Here is a 16,874-nt window from a genome sequence, read left to right as displayed (position 1 = left end):
AAGGCCGGGGCGTGGCCTGATAGCGTCCGCGGCCATGAGCTCCATCGCCCGCACAGACGCCACCGGAGGCGCCCTCGACCCAAAATTCCTCGAGTGGCAGACCTCTCTCCCCGTCGACCGCCGCCTGCTCGAGGTCGACGTGGCCGGGAGCGTCGCGCACGTCGAGGGCCTGGTCGCGGGCGGCCTGGTCACGCGTGAGGAAGGCGACACGCTCCAGGCGGCGCTGCGCAGCTTGCCCGGCAAGGTCGCCCGCGGGGAGGTCGAGCTGCCCCTCGAAGAAGACGTGCACATGGCCGTGGAGGTGTGGCTGCGCGCGACCGTGGGCGAGGTCGCGGACAAGCTGCACACCGGCCGGAGCCGCAATGACCAGGTCGCCACCGACCTCAAGCTGTGGGTGCGCTCCGCGGTCAATCGCCTGCTCGCCGGGCTCGAGGGCCTCGAGGCGGCGATCGAGGCGTGGAACGAGGCCCAGGGAGACACGCCCATGCCGGCCTATACCCACCGCCAGGTGGCGATCCCGGTGCTCGCGCGCTTGTGGATCGGCGCGGCCCTGGGCGAGCCGCTGGCGCGGGACCGCCGCTTGCTCGCGGTGGTCGAGGACGAGATCGCGGATTCGCCCCTGGGCGCGGGGGCGATCGGCGGCAACACCTTGCCCATCGATCCCTGGGTCCCGGCCCGCGAGCTGCGCTTTTCGAGCCCGCCGCGCAACCCCATGGACGCCGTCGGCTCCCGGGACCACGGCCTGACCCTGGCCTTCGCCTGCGCGCGCATCAGCCAGCACCTCGCCCGCTTCTGTGCCGACGTCGTCGAGCTGAGCTCCGACGGCCTGGTGACGCTCAGCGGCGCCGTGGCCTGCGGCTCGTCGATGATGCCGCACAAGCGCAACCCCGACCTGTTCGAGCTCGTGCGCGGGCAGGCGGCGCTGCGCCAGGGCGAGCTGGTCGCCCTGATGACCACCTTCCAGGGCCTCGGCACGGGCTACCACCGCGATCTTCAGCAGGACAAGCAGGTGCTGTTCGCCTGCGTCGACGGGACCGTGGCCTGCCTCGAGATGATCGCCCTGGGCATTCGCAACCTCGAGCTCATGCCCGAGCGCTGCGTGACCGCCCTCGAGCGCGGCGACGCCATCGCGACCGACCTGACCGAGGCGCTGGTCGCCGGCGGCACGGCCTTTCGCCAGGCCTACCGGCAGATCGGGGCGCTGGTCGCCACGCAGCGGGCCGCGGGCAAGCGCCTCGTCGACCTGAGGGCGGAGGAGCTCGAGGCCGCAGGCTTGCCCGCGAGCTTGCTCGATCACCTCGACGTGAAGGCCAGCGCGCGCAAGCGGGCGGCTCGCTACGTCCGCAGCTCCGAGTCCTGATTCAGGGACTGTGAAGTTTTCACAGTCCTGTCCACTTTGGCCGTCGCGGACGACGCCACGCCCTCCCTGCCCCACGTCCGCGACTCAGGGACTGTGAATGAATTCACAGTCCCTTTCTATTTTAGCCGTCGTGGACGACGCCACGCCCTCCCTGCCCCACGTCCACGACTCAGGGACTGTGAATGAATTCACAGTCCCTTTCTATTTTAGCCGTCGCGGACGACGCCACGCCCTCCCTGCCCCACGTCCACGACTCAGTCAGGCCTCTTCAGACTCGGCCGAGAGCGCGTAGCCGAAGCCGCGGATCGAGCGGATCGAGGGGGGCGGGGCCGAGGCCGCGCCTGCGGCCGCCGCCTCGCCGAGCTTGGTGCGGATGCGCGAGACGTGGACGTCGACGGAGCGCGGGGAGATGTCCACGCCCAGGGCGAGCTCCTCGCGGTGCACGGCCGCCCCGGCGCGCACGGCCAGGGACCACAGCACGTGGAACTCGGCGGCGGTCAGGCGCGCGGGCGCTTCGCCCACGAACACCTCGGCCCGGGCTCGGTGCAGGCGCAACCCGCCGATCTCGACCCGGCCCTCGTTGGCGCCGAGCTGCCCCCGGCGTCGGCGGATGCGGGCCCGAATGCGGGCGAGCAGCTCGGCCGGGGGCACGGGCTTGGCCACGAAGTCGTCGGCTCCGGCCTCGAGGGCGGCGACGGAATGCCAGGGATCGGCCTGGGCTCGGGTGGCGATGATCGGCACGGACGAGCGGGCGCGGAGCCGACGGCACAGCTCGAGGCCGTCGCCGTCGGGGAGCGCCAGGTCGAGGACGACCATCTCGAATTCGCCAGAGCCCTCTCGGGAGTGGACGAGCTGGAGCGCGCCGTCGAGGGAGTCGGCGCAGTCCAGGTGACAGCCGCGCGCGCCGAGGTAGCTGCGCAAGAGCTCGGCGTGGTGCGGGTCGGCGTCGACGAGCAGCACGCCGATGACCGCGTCCGTGGACGTGGACATGGCTGTGAGTCTACATGGCGCGCTGCGGCGCGGGGGCCTTTGCTCCTATAGTGTCGGCGTCATGGAGAACATCGCTCAGGTCATCCCCCTCATCGTCATGATCGTCGCCCTCGCGGGCCTCTGGAAGGTCTTCGCCAAGGCGGGCGAGCCCGGCTGGGCGTGCATCGTGCCGATCTACAACATGATCGTGCTGCTCAACGTCGCGGGCCGCCCGGTGTGGTGGTTCATCTTGATGTTCGTGCCGATCGTCAACTTCATCGTCCTCCTGGTCGTGTGGATCGACATCGCCAAGCGCTTTGGCAAGGGCACCGGCTTTGGCCTGGGCCTGGTCTTCCTCGGCCCGATCTTCATCCCGATCCTCGGCTTCGGCGACGCCCAGTACATCGGTGGCGACAGCGTCTGAGGCCATGGCCGGCGGGGCCTGTTAGCGAAGCTGGGCTCGGACGTAGAGTGCCCAGCATGCCCCCCCGCGCCCTTCGTCTTCGCCGCGCGCTCGTCCCCGCGCTCGCGGCCGCCCTCACCCTGAGCGCACCACTGGCCGCTCGCGCCTTTTGCGGCTTCTACGTCGCGGGCAGCGGCGAGGGGCTGACCAACGACGCGACCATGGTCGTGCTCATGCGCGACGGGCAGCGGACCGTGCTCTCGATGCAAAACAGCTATCAGGGGCCGCCGGAGGACTTCGCCATGGTCGTCCCCGTGCCCACGGTGCTGCGCGAGGGCGACGTCAAGACCCTGCCGGACGACATCTTCGAGGGCATCGACCGCCTCGCCGCGCCGCGCCTGGTCGAGTACTGGGAGCAAGATCCTTGCGGGCAGTCGGGTCGGGACTTCACGGCCGTCGTGGAGCTGTCTCCGACCGCGAACCGAGACGCCGGCGGGATCTCGCTGGCGGGCAGCAGCCGGCGCCACGGCGTGACGATCGAGGCGCAGTTCGACGTCGGCGAGTACGAGATCGCGATCTTGTCGGCCAAGCACTCCACGGGCCTCGAGGCCTGGCTGCGCCAAAACGACTACCAGCTGCCCCAGGGCGCCGCGGCGCTGCTGCGCCCCTACGTGGCTCAGGGGCAGAAGTTCTTCGTCGCCAAGGTCAACGTCGACGAGGTCAAGTTCGTCGACGGCCGGGCCAAGCTCTCGCCGCTGCGCGTGCACTACGACAGCGAGACCTTCTCCCTGCCCGTGCGCCTGGGGATGATCAACTCGAGCGGCCACCAGGATCTGGTCGTCCACATCCTGTCCCGGGAGGTGCGCTACGAGGTCGCCAACTACGACAACGTCGCCATCCCCACCAACCTCGACGTCGTCGACGGGACCCGGGAGCGCTTCGGGGCCTTTTACGCCTCGCTCTTCGACCACACCCTGGCGGCCAACCCAAACGCCGTGGTCACGGAGTACGCGTGGGGCTCGGGCTCTTGCGACCCCTGCCCGGTGCCGCCCCTGGAGGCGAAGGACCTCGCCTCCCTCGGCGCCGACGTGATCCCCAGCTATGCGCAGGTGTTCGCCGAGGCCCGCACGGCGGACGGCGTCGACCCGAACCTGCTCGCTAGCGTGGGGCGAGACTTCGTGCTCACCCGGCTGCACGCGCGCTACTCCCCCGACAGCCTCGGCGAGGACCTGGTGTTCCAGGCCGCGCCGGCGCTGACCGGCGGTCGCGAGCGCTGGGGGGCGGACAACGAGCCCGAGACTGGGGCTCAGATCACGCCCGGGGGCGTCAACAACTTCCAGGCGCGCTACGCCATCCGCCACGAGTGGCAAGGACCCATCGAGTGCGAGAGCCCGCAGCGCGGCTCCTGGGGCGGGCCGTGGCCCGAGCTCTCTCAGTCCTCCGAGCTCGCGGTGGCGCGCGACACCGCCTTCGCCGATCGCGGGGCGCCCCTGAGCGACTTCGTGGCCGACGCGGCCGAGGAGCAGCTGGGCTCGAAGCCGCTGTCGCGCCACGACTGGGCTGCGCCCGAGCCCCTGGCTCGGCCCAAGTCCCGGCCCCAGCCCCTGGGCGAGGCGGGGGGCTGCGCGAGCTGCCGGATCGACGCGGGCTCGGGTCGCCGGGGCCACGGAGCCCTCGCGGTGTTCTTGGGCTTGTGCGGCTTACTGGCTTTGCAGCGGCGCCGTCGTTGACCTCGCGTGTCAGCGCGGCGCTACAAGCTTCGCAACAAAACTCGGGGATGGGGTCCCTAGAGTGGCGAGCATGTCCGCCGCGCTGCTCCTCGTCCTGCCCGCCCTGTTCACCTGCTTCGGCCCTGGCGCTGGGGTCGAGCCCGAGCTCGCCAAGCCCACGGGCATCGTCAACGGCGACACCACGCAGACCTGCGGCTGGCCCACGGTGGTCGCCCTCAACGGCTGCTCCGGGACGCTGATCCACCCCCGGGCCATCTCCACGGCGCAGCACTGCGGCCAGCCCAGCAGCGTCCACTTCGGGCCCACGGCCAACGGCCAGGGGCAGGACGTGGGCGTGGTCGCGTGCGTGGGCACGGGCAGCCAGGACGCGATGATCTGCGAGCTCGCCACCGAGGTGACCGATCTTCCGGTCACGCCGGTGCTCTACGGCTGCGAGCTCGACGATCTGATGACCGTGGGCGCGGACGTGATCGTCGCGGGCTTCGGCGACACCTCTTACGGCGCGGGGCAGTTCGGGACCAAGCGCTGGATCCCCCAGACGATCACCACCGTCGAGCCCGCCCGGGTGATCATCGGCAACCCCGGCGATCCCCAGTCGCCCTGCGCCGGAGACTCGGGCGGCCCGGTGTTCGTGCAGGCGGCCGACGGCGGCTGGCGGACCATCGGGACCCTGCTCGGGGGGACCACGGGGATCCCGTGCAACTCGGCCGCCCAGTACATGCGCCTGGACCTGGTCGTGCCCCACTTCGAGTCGGAGCGGGGCATCGACATCACGCCCTGCTTCGACGCCGAGACCGGGGACTGGGAGCCCGGGGAGGGCTGCGGGGGCTTCTTCTCCGGCGACCACACCCACGAGGGCAGCTGGGCCAGCTGGTGCAGCGACGTGCCCGTGTCGGGCCCGAGCGAGACCTGCGGAAGCAACGGGGGCGGCGGCGAAGAGTCGGGCGAAGAGTCGGGGAGTGAGGAGTCGGGCGGCGAGGAGTCGGGCGGCGAGGAGTCGGGCAGCGAGGAGTCGGGCGGCGAAGAGTCGGGCGGCGAGTCGGGCGAAGACAGCGGAGGAGACGAGCTCGGCGACGACGGCGACGACGAGCTCGGCGGCGACGAGTCCGGCGGCACGGGAGAGGGCGGCGCCGACCTCGACGAGGGCAGCTGCGCGTGCGCGGCCGCAGACGATCGCCGCGCTCGCGGATCGAGCGGCCTGCTCGCGCTGGTCGTCGTGGGCCTTGGCTTCAGCCGACGCGCTCGACGAGGGCGTTGACGGTCCGCCAGTTCCGCACGGTGGAGACCGCATCCAGCGTGCGGTCCAGGTAAGTCGTCGTCAGCTTGCTCCTGCCTGCGCCGGTGGCGTAGCGCAGGTAGACCTCGGACCCGCGGACCTCGAAGCTGTCGGGGGCGCAGCGCTCGGGGTCGAGGGCGCGGACCCCCGCGACCTTGGGCTTGCGCGACAAGAAGGCGACCATCAACAGCTTGTCGAGGTCGCCCGCCTTGGCCAAGGGGTGGGCGGCCGCGACCTCGCGCATGCGCTTGGCGCTGCGCACGATCATGGGGCTGTCCACGCCCAGCTCGGCCTCGAGGGCGGCGCGGGCTCGCTCGGCAAGGGCAGTGGCCGCGCGCGTTCCGGCCGCGGTGAACAGGACATTGCCGCTTTGGATGTAGGTCGACACCTCGGTGGCGCCAGCGCCCTCGAACAGCTCGCGGAGGATCTGCATGGGCACCTTGTTGCGCCCACCGACGTTGATGCCGCGGAGCAGGGCGAGAAAGCGCGCCGGAGAGGCCATCGCGGCCGAGCCTACCAGGGCTGGGAGGCGCTGCGGATCGCGCGGTTGGCCCAAATGTGGGCCTAAAACGATGTTCTGGATGGCTATGGGGCGAAATCGCGCAGCTGGGCAAAAATCTGAGTGTCCCCATGAACAAAATCTGAGCGAGCCGTGACTCCCACATTGAAGGCCGAGGTGAGTCCCCCATCGACTCGGCACTCACTCCTGAGACGAAAGCAAACGAGCCAATCCGAAGAAGGCGATCATTCGATCGCCTTCTTTTTTTGTGCGCTCGAATCGCATGAGTCGAATCAAATAAATGTTCACAGTGGATGCGATGCAAAATGCCATGGTCGGTGTGATAGCGAGTGTGGCTAGTATTGTTTGCGATCTCCACTGATTCGCCCTGAGACCTCGAATTCGCCGGTTGGTGGCGGCTAGGAAAGCTTCTGTTGCCATCCGTATGTGCGCGATGACACGGATGTCGTGCGCCCAGAGCACAAAAAAAGTGAGCGATAGGTGAGCCAAATGTGAATGCAAATGGGGGCCTCCGATACTCCCCAATCGAGCCCCGGGAACCACGGTGGCCAGGATGGACCAACGATGAACTACAAGAACGTTGCTCGTGGAATCAAGACTGTCTCCTTCATGGCTGCGATCGCCTGCCTGGCGGCCTGCAGCGACCAGGGCGGCGATATCGAGGGTTTCGGGCCCGAGGAGTTCCGCTCGTCGACCTCCGATACGGCCCAGTTCTGCGCCGATCACGGTGGTAAGAAGATTGCGCTTTCGAATGACTATAGTAGCGACCTGATCGCGGTCGACGGCTCCCGCGACATCGTCCCCGGCCTCGACGCGGACGACGTGCTGCTGACGGTCAACTGCACCACGGTCGCCGGCGACGACTACCTCTACCTGTCGATCGGCGACGGCGGCTCGATGAGCAACCAGTCGGCGAGCGGCGGCGGCCACATGCCCATCATCGTCACCGACGGCCCCCCGGACATGGGCGGCGAGCTGTGGCAGGTCACCGACATGGGCGTGGGCAGCTACACCTTCTCCCAGCCCGACGGCCGCGTCCTCGCCATCAACAACGGCGACGTGACCACGGGCCCCGCGACCAGCGCGGCCGCGACCTGGACCGTGGCCGACGTCGTGACCGAGACCACGGCGAGCTTCTGCACGAGCTACGACGGCCAGATCCTCGCCTTCACCAGCCAGGAAAACCGCGGCCTCGCCGGCATGCCCAGCATCGGCGGCTACCACGTCGAGAGCATCCTGGGCCTCAGCGGCTCGGCCGGGGACTGGGTCCTCGATTGCGCGGCGGACTCGAGCTACGCCCGGATGTGGAACATGCAGAGCGACGGCGCGCTGGCCGTGACCAGCGCGGGGGTGTTCGCCGACCCCAACGCCGACGCCGAGCTGGTCGACGCGCGCTTCACCGTCCAGACCCACGTCGACGGCACCGTGTCCCTGGCCAACGCGGCCGGCGCGGGCACCCTCGACATCTCGGGCGTCTTGGTGGTCGCCGGGACCGCGAACATCGCCACCTCGCAGCGCTGGTACGTCGCGGCGCAGTGAGCCGGCGCGCGGGCCTGGCGAGGGCCCTGACGACCCCGCCAGACCTCGAGGTCGAAGGCCCGGAGGGGTTCCAAGTGTCAGGTGACACGCACGCAACGCGATCAAAAATTTCGCGCTCGGTTTCTCGCCCCCACCGCCAAACCATGTCATTGGAGGGCCATGAACGCCGTACTGCTCCGGACTCTGGTCCTCGCCGCGCTGCAGCTCCCGAGCGCCGACGCGGCCGATGCACCGGCCGTCGAGGCCCCCGCGGGCGCGGGCGTGTTCCTGCCCGCGCGCCCCGAGCTCGAGCGCGTGTTCATGCCGGCGCAGACCGCCGCGAAGGCGCGCATGGACGAGGCCTTCATGTCGGTGCGCGAGACTCACGGCGCAGCCGAGCTGATGCCGAGCCAAGAGCGCGGCGGGGTGGACTGGCTGCCGGCCCGGACCGAGGGCACGGACGCGTCGCCCTTCATGCCCGCGTCATGAGGGCTCGCTGAGCTCGAGCAGCAGCAGCTCGAGGGTCTTGCGCAGCGCCCCCCCGGAGCTGGTGTAGCGCTCGAGGCCTTCGCGCAGCGTCGCGGTGGCCTCGTCTTTGCGATCGAGGGCGACGAGGATCTTGGCGCGCAGCAGGCACAGGCGTGCGCTCTCCCGGCTCTTCGGATCCTGCTCGGTGACCGCGGGGGCGAGGGCGTCGACGCGGGCGAGGGCGTCGAGGTGCTCGCCGCGGCTCAGCGCGAGATCGACGAGGTCGAGGTGGACGCGGACGCGGACGCCGTTGGCCGGGGGGAGATCCTCGACGTGGCGCAGCGCCTCGTCGTAGCGGGCCTGGGCCTCGTCGTAGCGGCCGAGCAGGCGGAGGCTGTCGGCGACGTCGCACAGGGTCAAGATGGTGTCCGGGTGCGCGGCGCCGTAGACCTCGGCCTTGAGGGCGTGGGCCTTGGTGAACAGCTCGAGGGCCTCCGAGTAGGCGCCCTCGGTGCTGGCCACGCTGGCGAGGTTGACGTAGGCCTTCGACAGCCGCGCGTCGGCGCCGCTCGCCTTCCAGATCTCGATGGCCCGCTCGGCGTGCATGCGCGCCTCCTCGGTCTCGCCGCGCTCGTCGAGCACCGCGGTGAGGTTGGTGTGGATCTGCGCGACCTCGGGGTGCTCGGGGCCCATGAGCTGGGTGTAGACCTCGAGGGCGCGGCGCAAGCCCTGCTCGCCCTTGTCGAGGTTGCCCAGGCGCAGGTGCATGGTCGCGATGTTGAAGCGCAGATCCGCCGCGCGCAGGTGCTGGGCGCCGTAGTGGGACTCGGCGAAGGCCAGCGCGGCCTGGAACTGCTCGAGCGCGCCGGTGATGTCTCCGGAGGAGTACTGCAGCGCGGCCCGGTCGGTCATCACGCGCAGGGTCTCGCGGCGCGGCTGGCCGAGGGCGCCGAGCTCCGCGCTGGCCTGGTCGAGGAGCCACAGCCCGAACTCATGGTTGCCGCGCCCGGCCCCCTCGATCCACGCGATCAGGCTCTGGGCCCGGACCGCGCCCCGGCGGTGGCGCGAGCGGGTCGCCTCGGCCATGGACCGGCGGGCGATGGGCAGGGCCTCGTGGGGGCTGACGTAGAGGTCGGTGAGCTGGGCCTGGCGCAGCAGGGCCTCGGCGAGCACGGGCCCGTAGCCGAGGGCCTCGGCGTCTCGGACCAGGTCGGCGGCCACGGTCATCGACTCGTTGGTGCCCATGCGGCGGTGGCGGACCTCGAGGTCGGACAGGCGCCAGCGCAGCAGCTCGACCTCCGAGCGGCGCTCGGCCGGGGGCGGCTCACCCTCGGCCTCGAGCAAGGTCAGGTCGGCGCAGCCGTCGATGGAGCCGACGGTCGCGAGGAGCTGGTCGACGGACTCGAGCAGGGCGCGGGAGGCCTCGGTCTGATCGGCGCCGTAGTCCTCGCGCAGGGCCGAGCTGACCGCCGCGATCTCGCCGCGGCGCTGGGACAGGCAGGTCATCCGCCGATCGAGCATCTCCGAGGACTGCTCGCCGTAGACCCGGGTCGCCTCGCAGGCCTCGGTGTGCCCGATGATCCACTCCTCGCGCAGGCCGTCGAGGCGGGCGATGGCGCGGTCGAGGCTGGCGCGGGCGAAGCCCTGGGCGCTGGCGTGGCGGTCCTCGACGACCGCGCGCACGTCCGGGTCCCACACGTCGTGCATGCGCAGCTCGGCCGCGCTGCACAGCGAGGGGCGGTCGACGCTGATGCCCTCGCCGAGCATGGAGCCGTAGCCCACGGCGCCGGCGAAGGTCGCGGTGGCGAGCAGGCCGACGATGATCCCGGCCCAGCGCCGCGCGGGCGAGGGCGGCTTGACCAGGCCCGCCTCGAGGGCGCCGAGCAGCTCGCGCATGCTCGCGAAGCGGTCGCCCGGGGCGGGGGACAGGCCGCGCTCGAGGGCGGCGCGGATCGGCGCGGGCACGGGGCTGTCCCGGGGGAAGGGCTCGTGGTCCCCAGACAGCACCTTGGACGCGAGGATGTTGGGGTTGCGCCCGGAGAAGGGCCGCTCGCCCGCGAGGGCCTCCCACAGCGCCACGCAAAACGCGAACTGATCGGCCCGCCCGTCGACCTCGGCGCGCAGGTGCTGCTCCGGGGCCATGTAGGCCGGCGTCCCGAGCAGCGCGCCGGTATGCGTGAGGTTTTGGTCCGTGCTCGAGTCGCTCAGGGTCTCGCGCAGGCGCTCGAGGCCGTCGGCGAGGGCGTCGCGGTCGGAGAGCAGGCGCGGCCCGCTGTGCTCGTTGAGCCGCGCCAGGCCAAAGTCGCCCACGCCGACCCGGCCGTCGCCGTGGACCAGGGCGTTGTCGGGCTTGAAGTCGCGGTGGACGATGCCCCGGGCGTGGGCGGCCGAGAGGCCCTCGCCGGCCTGGATGTAGGTCCGCACGATCGTCTGCCAGCTGCGCGGCTTGATCGGCGCGGCCAGCCACTGGCGCAGGGAGCCGCCCTCGACGAACTCCATGGCGATGAACACCGCGTCGCCGAAGGAGCCGACGTCGTGGATGGCGATGACGTTGGGGTGGGCGAGGCTGGCCATGGCCTTGGCCTCGCGAAGCATGCGCACCCGCGAGGACTCGAGCCGCCGAGGATCGCCGGACACCCGCAGCAGCTTGAGGGCGACCTTGCGATCGAGCTCGGGGTCGTAGGCCGCGAGCACCACGCCCATGGACCCGCGCCCGACCTCTTCGAGGACCAGGTAGCGCCCGATCAGCTCGCCGCGCTCGAAGGCGCCCCGAAGCCCCGCCCCGTCGAGGTCGTGCCCCGGCGAGAGCAGCGTCTCGGCGTCGCGTTCGGCGTCGCTGAGCTGCGGCGGGTGGGGGTGGTCCGTGGCGTCGGCGCTACTCATGGCTGCCAGCGACCACCCTACTATTGTTTTGTGGACGCTTTGCCAAGGTGCACCGCGACATCGAAAAACCGCGCTCCGGCGCCCATGTCGGCCTCGTCTGGCGGGCTGAGCGTGTTGATGTTGCGGCCTTCGGGGCTCAGCTTGTTCCACCAGATGCTGGCCGCCACGACGGTTCCGCGCACGACGTCGGGGCTGACCCTGGCACGAAGACGCACTGATCCGCGCCCGTTGCCGAGCTCGACGAGCTCGCCCTCGGCGATCCCGCGGTGTTCGGCGTCGTCGGGGTGAATGGCGACCGAGGGCCCGCGCTCGCGCTTGGCGAACTTCTCGATGTTGACGAAGGTGCTGTTGAGGAAGCTGTGCGCCGGCGGGGAGATCAGCTGGAGCAGCTCGGGATCCGCAGCGACGTGGCCGGCGGACTCGGGCGCGGTGTAGCTGGGCAGGGGGTCGTAGCCGTGGGCCGCCATGGTCTCGCTGTGGAGCTCGCAGCGGCCGCTCGGCGTGGGGAAGTCGCCGTCGGCGAAGGGCAGGTAGGGCTCGGGCAGGTCGAGGCGGCAAAAGCCTTCTTCCAGCAAGCGCTGCCAGGTGATCGTGGCGAGGCTCGGGTGGCTCTGGGCTTCGACGAGGGCCTCGAGGATGGCCGCGTCGGTCTGTGCGAAGCAGGGCTCGTCGAAGCCGAGGGCCCGGGCCAGGCGGCGGAAGATCTCGGCGTTGGGCAGGCACGCGCCGACCGGCGCGATCGCGGGTCGGTTGAGGCTCAGGTAGAGGTGCCCGTAGGACTTGTGCAGGTCCCAGTGCTCGAGCTGGGTCGTGGCCGGGAGCACGACGTCGGCGTAGTCGACGGTGTCCGTGGCGAAGTGCTCGAGCACCACGGTGAACAGCTCGTCGCGGGCCAGCCCGGCGAGCACGGCCTGCTGATCCGGGGCGACGGCGGCGGGGTTGCAGTTGTAGACGACCAGCGCGGTCACGGGCGGGCCGGGCTCGTCCGGGGCCGCGTCGATCGGCCGCGCGCGCAGGTGGGCCTGGCGAAGCTGCTCGGGGTCGCCCGAGAGCGCCTGGCCCAGGCGGTTCATGTTCAAGGTCCGCGGCGTGGGCTGGCCGGCGGGGTGCAGGTCCGGGCGCTCGAGGCCGCGAAGGTCGAGCTCGAAGCTGCCCGAGGTCGAGAGCAGCACGCCGCCGCCGCGCTGCTTCCAGGCGCCGACCAGGGCCGGCAGGCAGGCGATGGTCCGCACCGTCATGCCGCCGCCGCGGTTGCGCTGGACCCCATAGTTCACGCGGATCATCGCCGGCTTGGCGCGGCCGTAGTCCCGGGCCAGCTCGACGATGCGCGCCGCCGGGACGCCGGTGATGGCCTCGGCCCGCGCCGGGGTCCAGCGCTCGCGGACCCGCTCGGCGAGGGCCTCGTAGCCGACGGTTCCGCGGGCGATGTAGTCGGCGTCGACGAGCTCCTCGGTGACCAGGACGTGCATCAGGGCCAGGGCCAGGGCGGCGTCCGTACCGGGGCGAATGGGAACCCAGTCGTCAGCCGCCCGGGCCGTCCGCGTGCGCACGGGATCGATGACCACGACCTTGGCCCCGGCCTTGCGCGCCTGCTGGATGACTGGCCAAAGGTGCATGTTGCTCGTGAGGGTGTTGCTGCCCCAGAGCAAGATCAGCTTGCTATGTTTGAAATCGAGTGGGTCTGGACCACGGGCGCGACCGAGGGTGTAGACCAGCCCCTCGAAGCCCGCGGTGGCGCAGATGCTCCGGGCGAGCCGGCTCGCGCCGAGGCGGTTGAAGAAGCGGGCGGCCATGCCCTCGCCCTGGAGCAGGCCGAGGGTGCCCGAGTAGCTGTAGGGCAGCACGGTGGTCGGCCCGTGTTGGTCCACCCGGCTGCGTATCTGCTCGGCCACGGTGGCGATCGCTTGGTCCCAGGAGATGGGCTCGAAGCGGGCCCCAGGTCCCTTGGGGCCGACTCGACGCAGGGGCTGCCGGAGCCGCTGGGCGTGGTGGGTCCGCAGCAGGTAGTTGTCGACCTTGCCGCACAGCTTGCCGTCGGTGAGGGGCTGATCCGGGTGCCCCCAGATGTCCGCCGCCTCGCCGGTCTCGCGCTCGACCGCGACCTGCCACGCGCAGGTATCCGGGCAATCGTGGGGACATGCGCCCGTGATGATTTCAAAGCGAGGATCGCTACGTAGTTGAGCCCGGCTCACCTGCCGATCCTACCGGCAACCTGGTCGATGGGACAGGTCGATGGGCGGTGTTTGGCCTGTCGAGGGTGCCGTGATCTTTGCCCCACGTTCGCGCTTGCCAAGGCGTGTCGTCTGCGCACGGAAAGACCTAGGATGGGGACATGACCATCCAGACTGAGCTTCTTCGTTCCACCGGTCGACGCGGCGTCGCGGGCCTCGGAGTCTACCTGTGCCTGAGCCTCGGGCTGCTGGCGGGTTGCCCCAGCGACCCCGACGATGGGGAGGACGATGTCGGCGACACCGACACCGACACCGACACCACCGAAGAAAGCACGAGCGAGGACACGACGGAGACCACGACGGAGACCACGGAGGAGACCGAGAGCACCGAGACCGGTCCGGTCTGTGGCGACGGCGTGGCCGAGGGCGACGAGCAGTGCGACGGCGAGGACCTCGCCGGCCAGACCTGCGAGGGCCTGCGCTACTTCGGCGGCGACCTGGCCTGCAACGAGGACTGCACCTTCGACGAGTCGGCCTGCCAGGCCGAGCCCGAGTGCGGCAACGGTGTGCTCGAGGGCGACGAGGCCTGCGACGGCATGGACTTCGGCGAGGCGACCTGCATGGACTTCGGCGAGTTCGTCGGCGGCGAGCTCGCCTGCACCGAGGACTGCACCACGATCAACTCCAACGCCTGCCTGAGCGAGGGCGAGGGCGAGGACTGTGAGTTCGACGCGGACTGCCCCGAGGCCGCGCCTTTTTGCGTCAACAACCTGTGTTGGAACGGCGACGAGGGCGATCCTTGCGACTTCAACTCGGACTGCTTCCCCGACCAAGACGGCGGCGGCTGCTACGAGAACGTGTGCTACGACGGCAGCCAGGGCGACCCCTGCGGCGGCGACGGCAGCTGCTCGCCCGAGTCGCCCTACTGCGTGTTCGACATGTGCGAGACCGGTGAGTACGGCTCGCCCTGCGAGTTCGACAACGACTGCGGCGAGGACTCTCCCTTCTGCGTCGGGCTGATGTGCTACGCGGGCAACGAGGGCGACGCCTGCGAGTTCGACAGCGACTGCGCCATGGGCTCGCCCTACTGCGTCGACGATGCTTGCTACGACGGCAGCGTCGACGACCCCTGCAACGCCGACGCCGACTGTGGCGACGAGGCGCCCTACTGCTCGAACGCCACCGACAGCTGCCAGACCGGCGAGGCCGGCTCGCCCTGCTCGGTCAACAACGACTGCATCAACCAGTGCGACCAGGTGAACATGGTCTGCGAGTGATCCTCTGACGGTCGAACGAGGATCGGACGACGATCGAATTTCGACCACCGAGCCGCCCGTCTAGGTTTCGACCCGGGCGCGGCGGCTCGAGTCATTTAACGCACACGAATTTTTCGAGGCGAGCTGAGACAAAAGCGCGAGACAGCGACACGGAAGGGCCATGAAGGCCCAGTCGACCCTGTCCCTCGCCCTGATCCTCGCGGCCGCCTCGGCCTGTTCACCCACTGCCAGCCTGGACGCCACCGAGCCCGGCGGGGGGGGCAAGGCCAACGCCCAGATGCTCGCCAAGGGCACGGCGAACCCCGATCTGATCCCTCGGGAGCTGCTCTTTGGCAACCCGGACCGCGCCGCGCCGCGCCTGAGCCCCGACGGCAAGCGGATCATGTGGCTGGCCCCGGACGAGGGCGTGCTCAACGTCTGGGTCGCGCCCGCGGGCAAGCTCGACGCGGGCAAGGTGGTCACCAAGGACCGGCTCCGGGGCATCCGCAACGCCGGCTGGACGGCCGACGGCCGCTACATCATCTACGCCCAGGACCAGGCCGGGAACGAGAACTGGCACCTGCACCGCATCGACCCCGAGGTCGGCGCGAGCTCGGACACGGACCTGACCCCCAACCCCGAGGTGCGCGCGCAGATGGTCGGCGGGAGCCGGGAGCAGCCCAAGTTCATCCTCGTCGGGATCAACGACCGCAACCCCGCCCATCACGACGTCTACCGCATGAACATCGAGACCGGCGAGCGCACCCTCGTCGAGCAAAACGACGCGGGCTACGCCGGCTACGTCTCCGACGAGAACCTCGAGCTGCGCTACGCCTACGCCCCGCGCCCCGACGGCGGGATTGAGATCCTCGCCCCCGGCGGCGACAAGGCCGGGCGCGGCCACGGCAAGAAGGACTGGGCGCCCATCGAGGCGATCGAGCAGATCGACTCGATGTCCACGCAGGACGCCGGCTTCGACGCCTCCGGCCGCTACCGCTACATGATCGACAGCCGCGGCCGGGACACCGGCGCGCTGATCGAGATCGACACCGAGACCGACGAGCGCAAGGTCCTGTACCAGGACCCCAAGGCCGAGCTGGGCGGGGTCATGCGCGACGCCAAGACCCGCAAGCCCGTGGCCGTCACCGTCAACTGGGACAAGCCGCGCTGGGAGGTCCTCGACCCGAGCTACGCCGACGACTTCGCGGCCCTCGAGCAGGTCAAGCCCGGCAACAACTTTGCGATCACCGACCAGACCCGCGAGGGCGACCAGTGGATCGTCGCGTACTACAGTGACAAGGGTTCGGTCTCCTACTACCAGTACGACCGCGCGACCAAGGACTCGACCTTCCTGTTCTTCATCAACGAGGCCCTCGAGGGCCTCGAGCTCGCGTCCATGCACCCGCGGGTGATCGAGTCCCGCGACGGCCTCGAGCTGGTCAGCTACCTGTCCCTGCCCCCGAGCTCGGACCCCGACGACGACGGCGTGCCCGACGAGCCCGTGCCCATGGTCCTGCTCGTCCACGGCGGGCCGTGGGCCCGGGACAACTGGGGCTACAACCCCATGGCCCAGTGGCTGACCAACCGCGGCTACGCGGTGCTGTCCGTCAACTTCCGCGGCTCGACGGGCTTCGGCAAGGCCTTCACCGCCGCCGGCGACAAGGAGTGGGCCGCCAAGATGCACGACGACCTGCTCGACGCCGTCGACTGGGCCGTGGACACCAAGGTCACCTCGAAGGACTCCGTGGCGATCATGGGCGGCAGCTACGGCGGCTACGCGACCTTGGTCGGGCTGACCTTCACCCCCGAGGTGTTCGCCTGCGGCGTCGACATCGTCGGCCCCTCCAACCTCGTGACCCTGCTCGAGACCATCCCGCCTTACTGGGCCCCGATGGTCGCCCAGTTCACCACCCGCGTCGGGGACCACCGCACCGAGGAGGGCCGCGCCCTGCTCGAGTCCCGCTCGCCCCTCAACCGCGTCGACGCCATCGTCAAGCCCCTGCTCATTGGCCAGGGCGCCAACGACCCGCGGGTCAAGCAGGCCGAGGCCGACCAGATCGTCGCGGCCATGACCGAGCGCGAGATCCCCGTGACCTACGCCCTGTTCCCCGACGAGGGCCACGGCTTCGCCCGCCCGTCGAACTCGCAGGCCTTCAACGCCGTGGCGGAGACCTTCCTGGCTGGGTGCCTGGGCGGGGAGTACCTACCGATCAGCGACATCGGTGACTCGACGCTGCAGGTGCCGGCGGGGCGGGAGTTGATCCCCGGGCTGAGCGAGCAGCTCGACGACTGACAGAGGCTCGGCCTGCGCAAACGAGCA

The 16,874-nt window shown here is 70.4% G+C and carries 12 protein-coding genes; 8 read left to right on the top strand and 4 right to left on the bottom strand.

Features of this window, described 5'->3' with window-relative positions; genetic code table 11:
• Positions 1-34 precede the first annotated feature (34 nt).
• Positions 35-1,360, top strand: a complete 1,326-nt coding sequence (gene argH / locus PPSIR1_RS22835) for an argininosuccinate lyase (RefSeq protein ID WP_006973526.1) — start codon at positions 35-37, stop codon at positions 1,358-1,360.
• A 258-nt stretch (positions 1,361-1,618) separates the two neighbouring features.
• Here argH and PPSIR1_RS22830 read toward each other — a convergent pair whose 3' ends face one another.
• Positions 1,619-2,350, bottom strand: a complete 732-nt coding sequence (locus PPSIR1_RS22830) for a response regulator transcription factor (protein ID WP_006973525.1) — start codon at positions 2,348-2,350, stop codon at positions 1,619-1,621.
• A 61-nt stretch (positions 2,351-2,411) separates the two neighbouring features.
• Here PPSIR1_RS22830 and PPSIR1_RS22825 point away from each other — a divergent pair, with 61 nt between their 5' ends.
• The 3 genes from PPSIR1_RS22825 (at position 2,412) to PPSIR1_RS43555 (ending at position 5,720) form a co-directional block, all read left to right on the top strand.
• Entirely contained in the window at positions 2,412-2,753 is a 342-nt protein-coding gene (locus PPSIR1_RS22825; protein WP_006973524.1) for a DUF5684 domain-containing protein, read from the top strand.
• Positions 2,754-2,809: 56 nt separating this feature from the next.
• Positions 2,810-4,462 (top strand): DUF2330 domain-containing protein, encoded by a 1,653-nt coding sequence (locus PPSIR1_RS22820; protein WP_006973523.1) that lies wholly within the window; start codon positions 2,810-2,812, stop codon positions 4,460-4,462.
• Positions 4,463-4,532: 70 nt separating this feature from the next.
• Positions 4,533-5,720, top strand: coding sequence for a trypsin-like serine protease (locus PPSIR1_RS43555; protein WP_157595860.1), 1,188 nt, complete (start codon positions 4,533-4,535; stop codon positions 5,718-5,720).
• On the opposite strand, the gene PPSIR1_RS22810 is transcribed toward PPSIR1_RS43555, so the two are convergent.
• The gene (locus PPSIR1_RS22810; RefSeq protein ID WP_006973521.1) at positions 5,692-6,240 is read right to left on the bottom strand and encodes a DUF1697 domain-containing protein; all 549 of its coding nucleotides are present in this window, start codon (positions 6,238-6,240) and stop codon (positions 5,692-5,694) included. The genes PPSIR1_RS43555 and PPSIR1_RS22810 overlap by 29 nt on opposite strands.
• Positions 6,241-6,867: 627 nt before the next feature.
• On the opposite strand from PPSIR1_RS22810, the gene PPSIR1_RS22805 reads away from it, so the two are divergent.
• Together PPSIR1_RS22805 and PPSIR1_RS22800 are read left to right on the top strand one after the other, a co-directional pair.
• Positions 6,868-7,797: a hypothetical protein gene (locus PPSIR1_RS22805; protein WP_006973520.1), complete on the top strand. Its 930-nt coding sequence runs from the start codon at positions 6,868-6,870 to the stop codon at positions 7,795-7,797.
• Between the two features lie 159 nt (positions 7,798-7,956).
• Positions 7,957-8,265, top strand: coding sequence for a hypothetical protein (locus PPSIR1_RS22800; protein WP_006973519.1), 309 nt, complete (start codon positions 7,957-7,959; stop codon positions 8,263-8,265).
• On the opposite strand, the gene PPSIR1_RS22795 is transcribed toward PPSIR1_RS22800, so the two are convergent.
• A complete protein-coding gene (locus PPSIR1_RS22795; protein WP_006973518.1) occupies positions 8,260-11,127 on the bottom strand; it encodes a serine/threonine-protein kinase in 2,868 nt (955 codons plus the stop codon). The genes PPSIR1_RS22800 and PPSIR1_RS22795 overlap by 6 nt on opposite strands.
• Positions 11,128-11,147: 20 nt before the next feature.
• Positions 11,148-13,319, bottom strand: a complete 2,172-nt coding sequence (locus PPSIR1_RS22790) for a molybdopterin-containing oxidoreductase family protein (RefSeq protein ID WP_006973517.1) — start codon at positions 13,317-13,319, stop codon at positions 11,148-11,150.
• 140 nt (positions 13,320-13,459) lie between these two features.
• Between PPSIR1_RS22790 and PPSIR1_RS22785 the strand changes: the two genes are divergently transcribed.
• Together PPSIR1_RS22785 and PPSIR1_RS22780 are read left to right on the top strand one after the other, a co-directional pair.
• A complete protein-coding gene (locus PPSIR1_RS22785) occupies positions 13,460-14,575 on the top strand; it encodes a hypothetical protein (protein ID WP_006973516.1) in 1,116 nt (371 codons plus the stop codon).
• Between the two features lie 160 nt (positions 14,576-14,735).
• Entirely contained in the window at positions 14,736-16,847 is a 2,112-nt protein-coding gene (locus PPSIR1_RS22780; protein ID WP_006973515.1) for a S9 family peptidase, read from the top strand.
• The last annotated feature ends 27 nt before the right edge of the window (positions 16,848-16,874 follow it).

The sequence above is a fragment of the Plesiocystis pacifica SIR-1 genome (assembly GCF_000170895.1).
Taxonomy (GTDB): Bacteria; Myxococcota_A; Polyangia; order Nannocystales; family Nannocystaceae; genus Plesiocystis; species Plesiocystis pacifica.
Note: the sequence above shows the minus strand (reverse complement) of the source record. Positions and strands in the feature narration are given on the sequence as shown.

Bases quoted from the DNA above. Each gene is read 5' to 3' on its own strand.
- PPSIR1_RS22830 (WP_006973525.1), bottom strand. From the start codon at position 2,350: ATGTCCACGTCCACGGACGCGGTCATCGGCGTGCTGCTCGTCGACGCC.
- PPSIR1_RS22820 (WP_006973523.1), top strand. From the start codon at position 2,810: ATGCCCCCCCGCGCCCTTCGTCTTCGCCGCGCGCTCGTCCCCGCGCTC.
- PPSIR1_RS22810 (WP_006973521.1), bottom strand. From the start codon at position 6,240: ATGGCCTCTCCGGCGCGCTTTCTCGCCCTGCTCCGCGGCATCAACGTC.
- argH (WP_006973526.1), top strand. From the start codon at position 35: ATGAGCTCCATCGCCCGCACAGACGCCACCGGAGGCGCCCTCGACCCA.
- PPSIR1_RS43555 (WP_157595860.1), top strand. From the start codon at position 4,533: ATGTCCGCCGCGCTGCTCCTCGTCCTGCCCGCCCTGTTCACCTGCTTC.
- PPSIR1_RS22800 (WP_006973519.1), top strand. From the start codon at position 7,957: ATGAACGCCGTACTGCTCCGGACTCTGGTCCTCGCCGCGCTGCAGCTC.
- PPSIR1_RS22780 (WP_006973515.1), top strand. From the start codon at position 14,736: ATGAAGGCCCAGTCGACCCTGTCCCTCGCCCTGATCCTCGCGGCCGCC.
- PPSIR1_RS22805 (WP_006973520.1), top strand. From the start codon at position 6,868: ATGGCTGCGATCGCCTGCCTGGCGGCCTGCAGCGACCAGGGCGGCGAT.
- PPSIR1_RS22795 (WP_006973518.1), bottom strand. From the start codon at position 11,127: ATGAGTAGCGCCGACGCCACGGACCACCCCCACCCGCCGCAGCTCAGC.
- PPSIR1_RS22785 (WP_006973516.1), top strand. From the start codon at position 13,460: ATGACCATCCAGACTGAGCTTCTTCGTTCCACCGGTCGACGCGGCGTC.
- PPSIR1_RS22825 (WP_006973524.1), top strand. From the start codon at position 2,412: ATGGAGAACATCGCTCAGGTCATCCCCCTCATCGTCATGATCGTCGCC.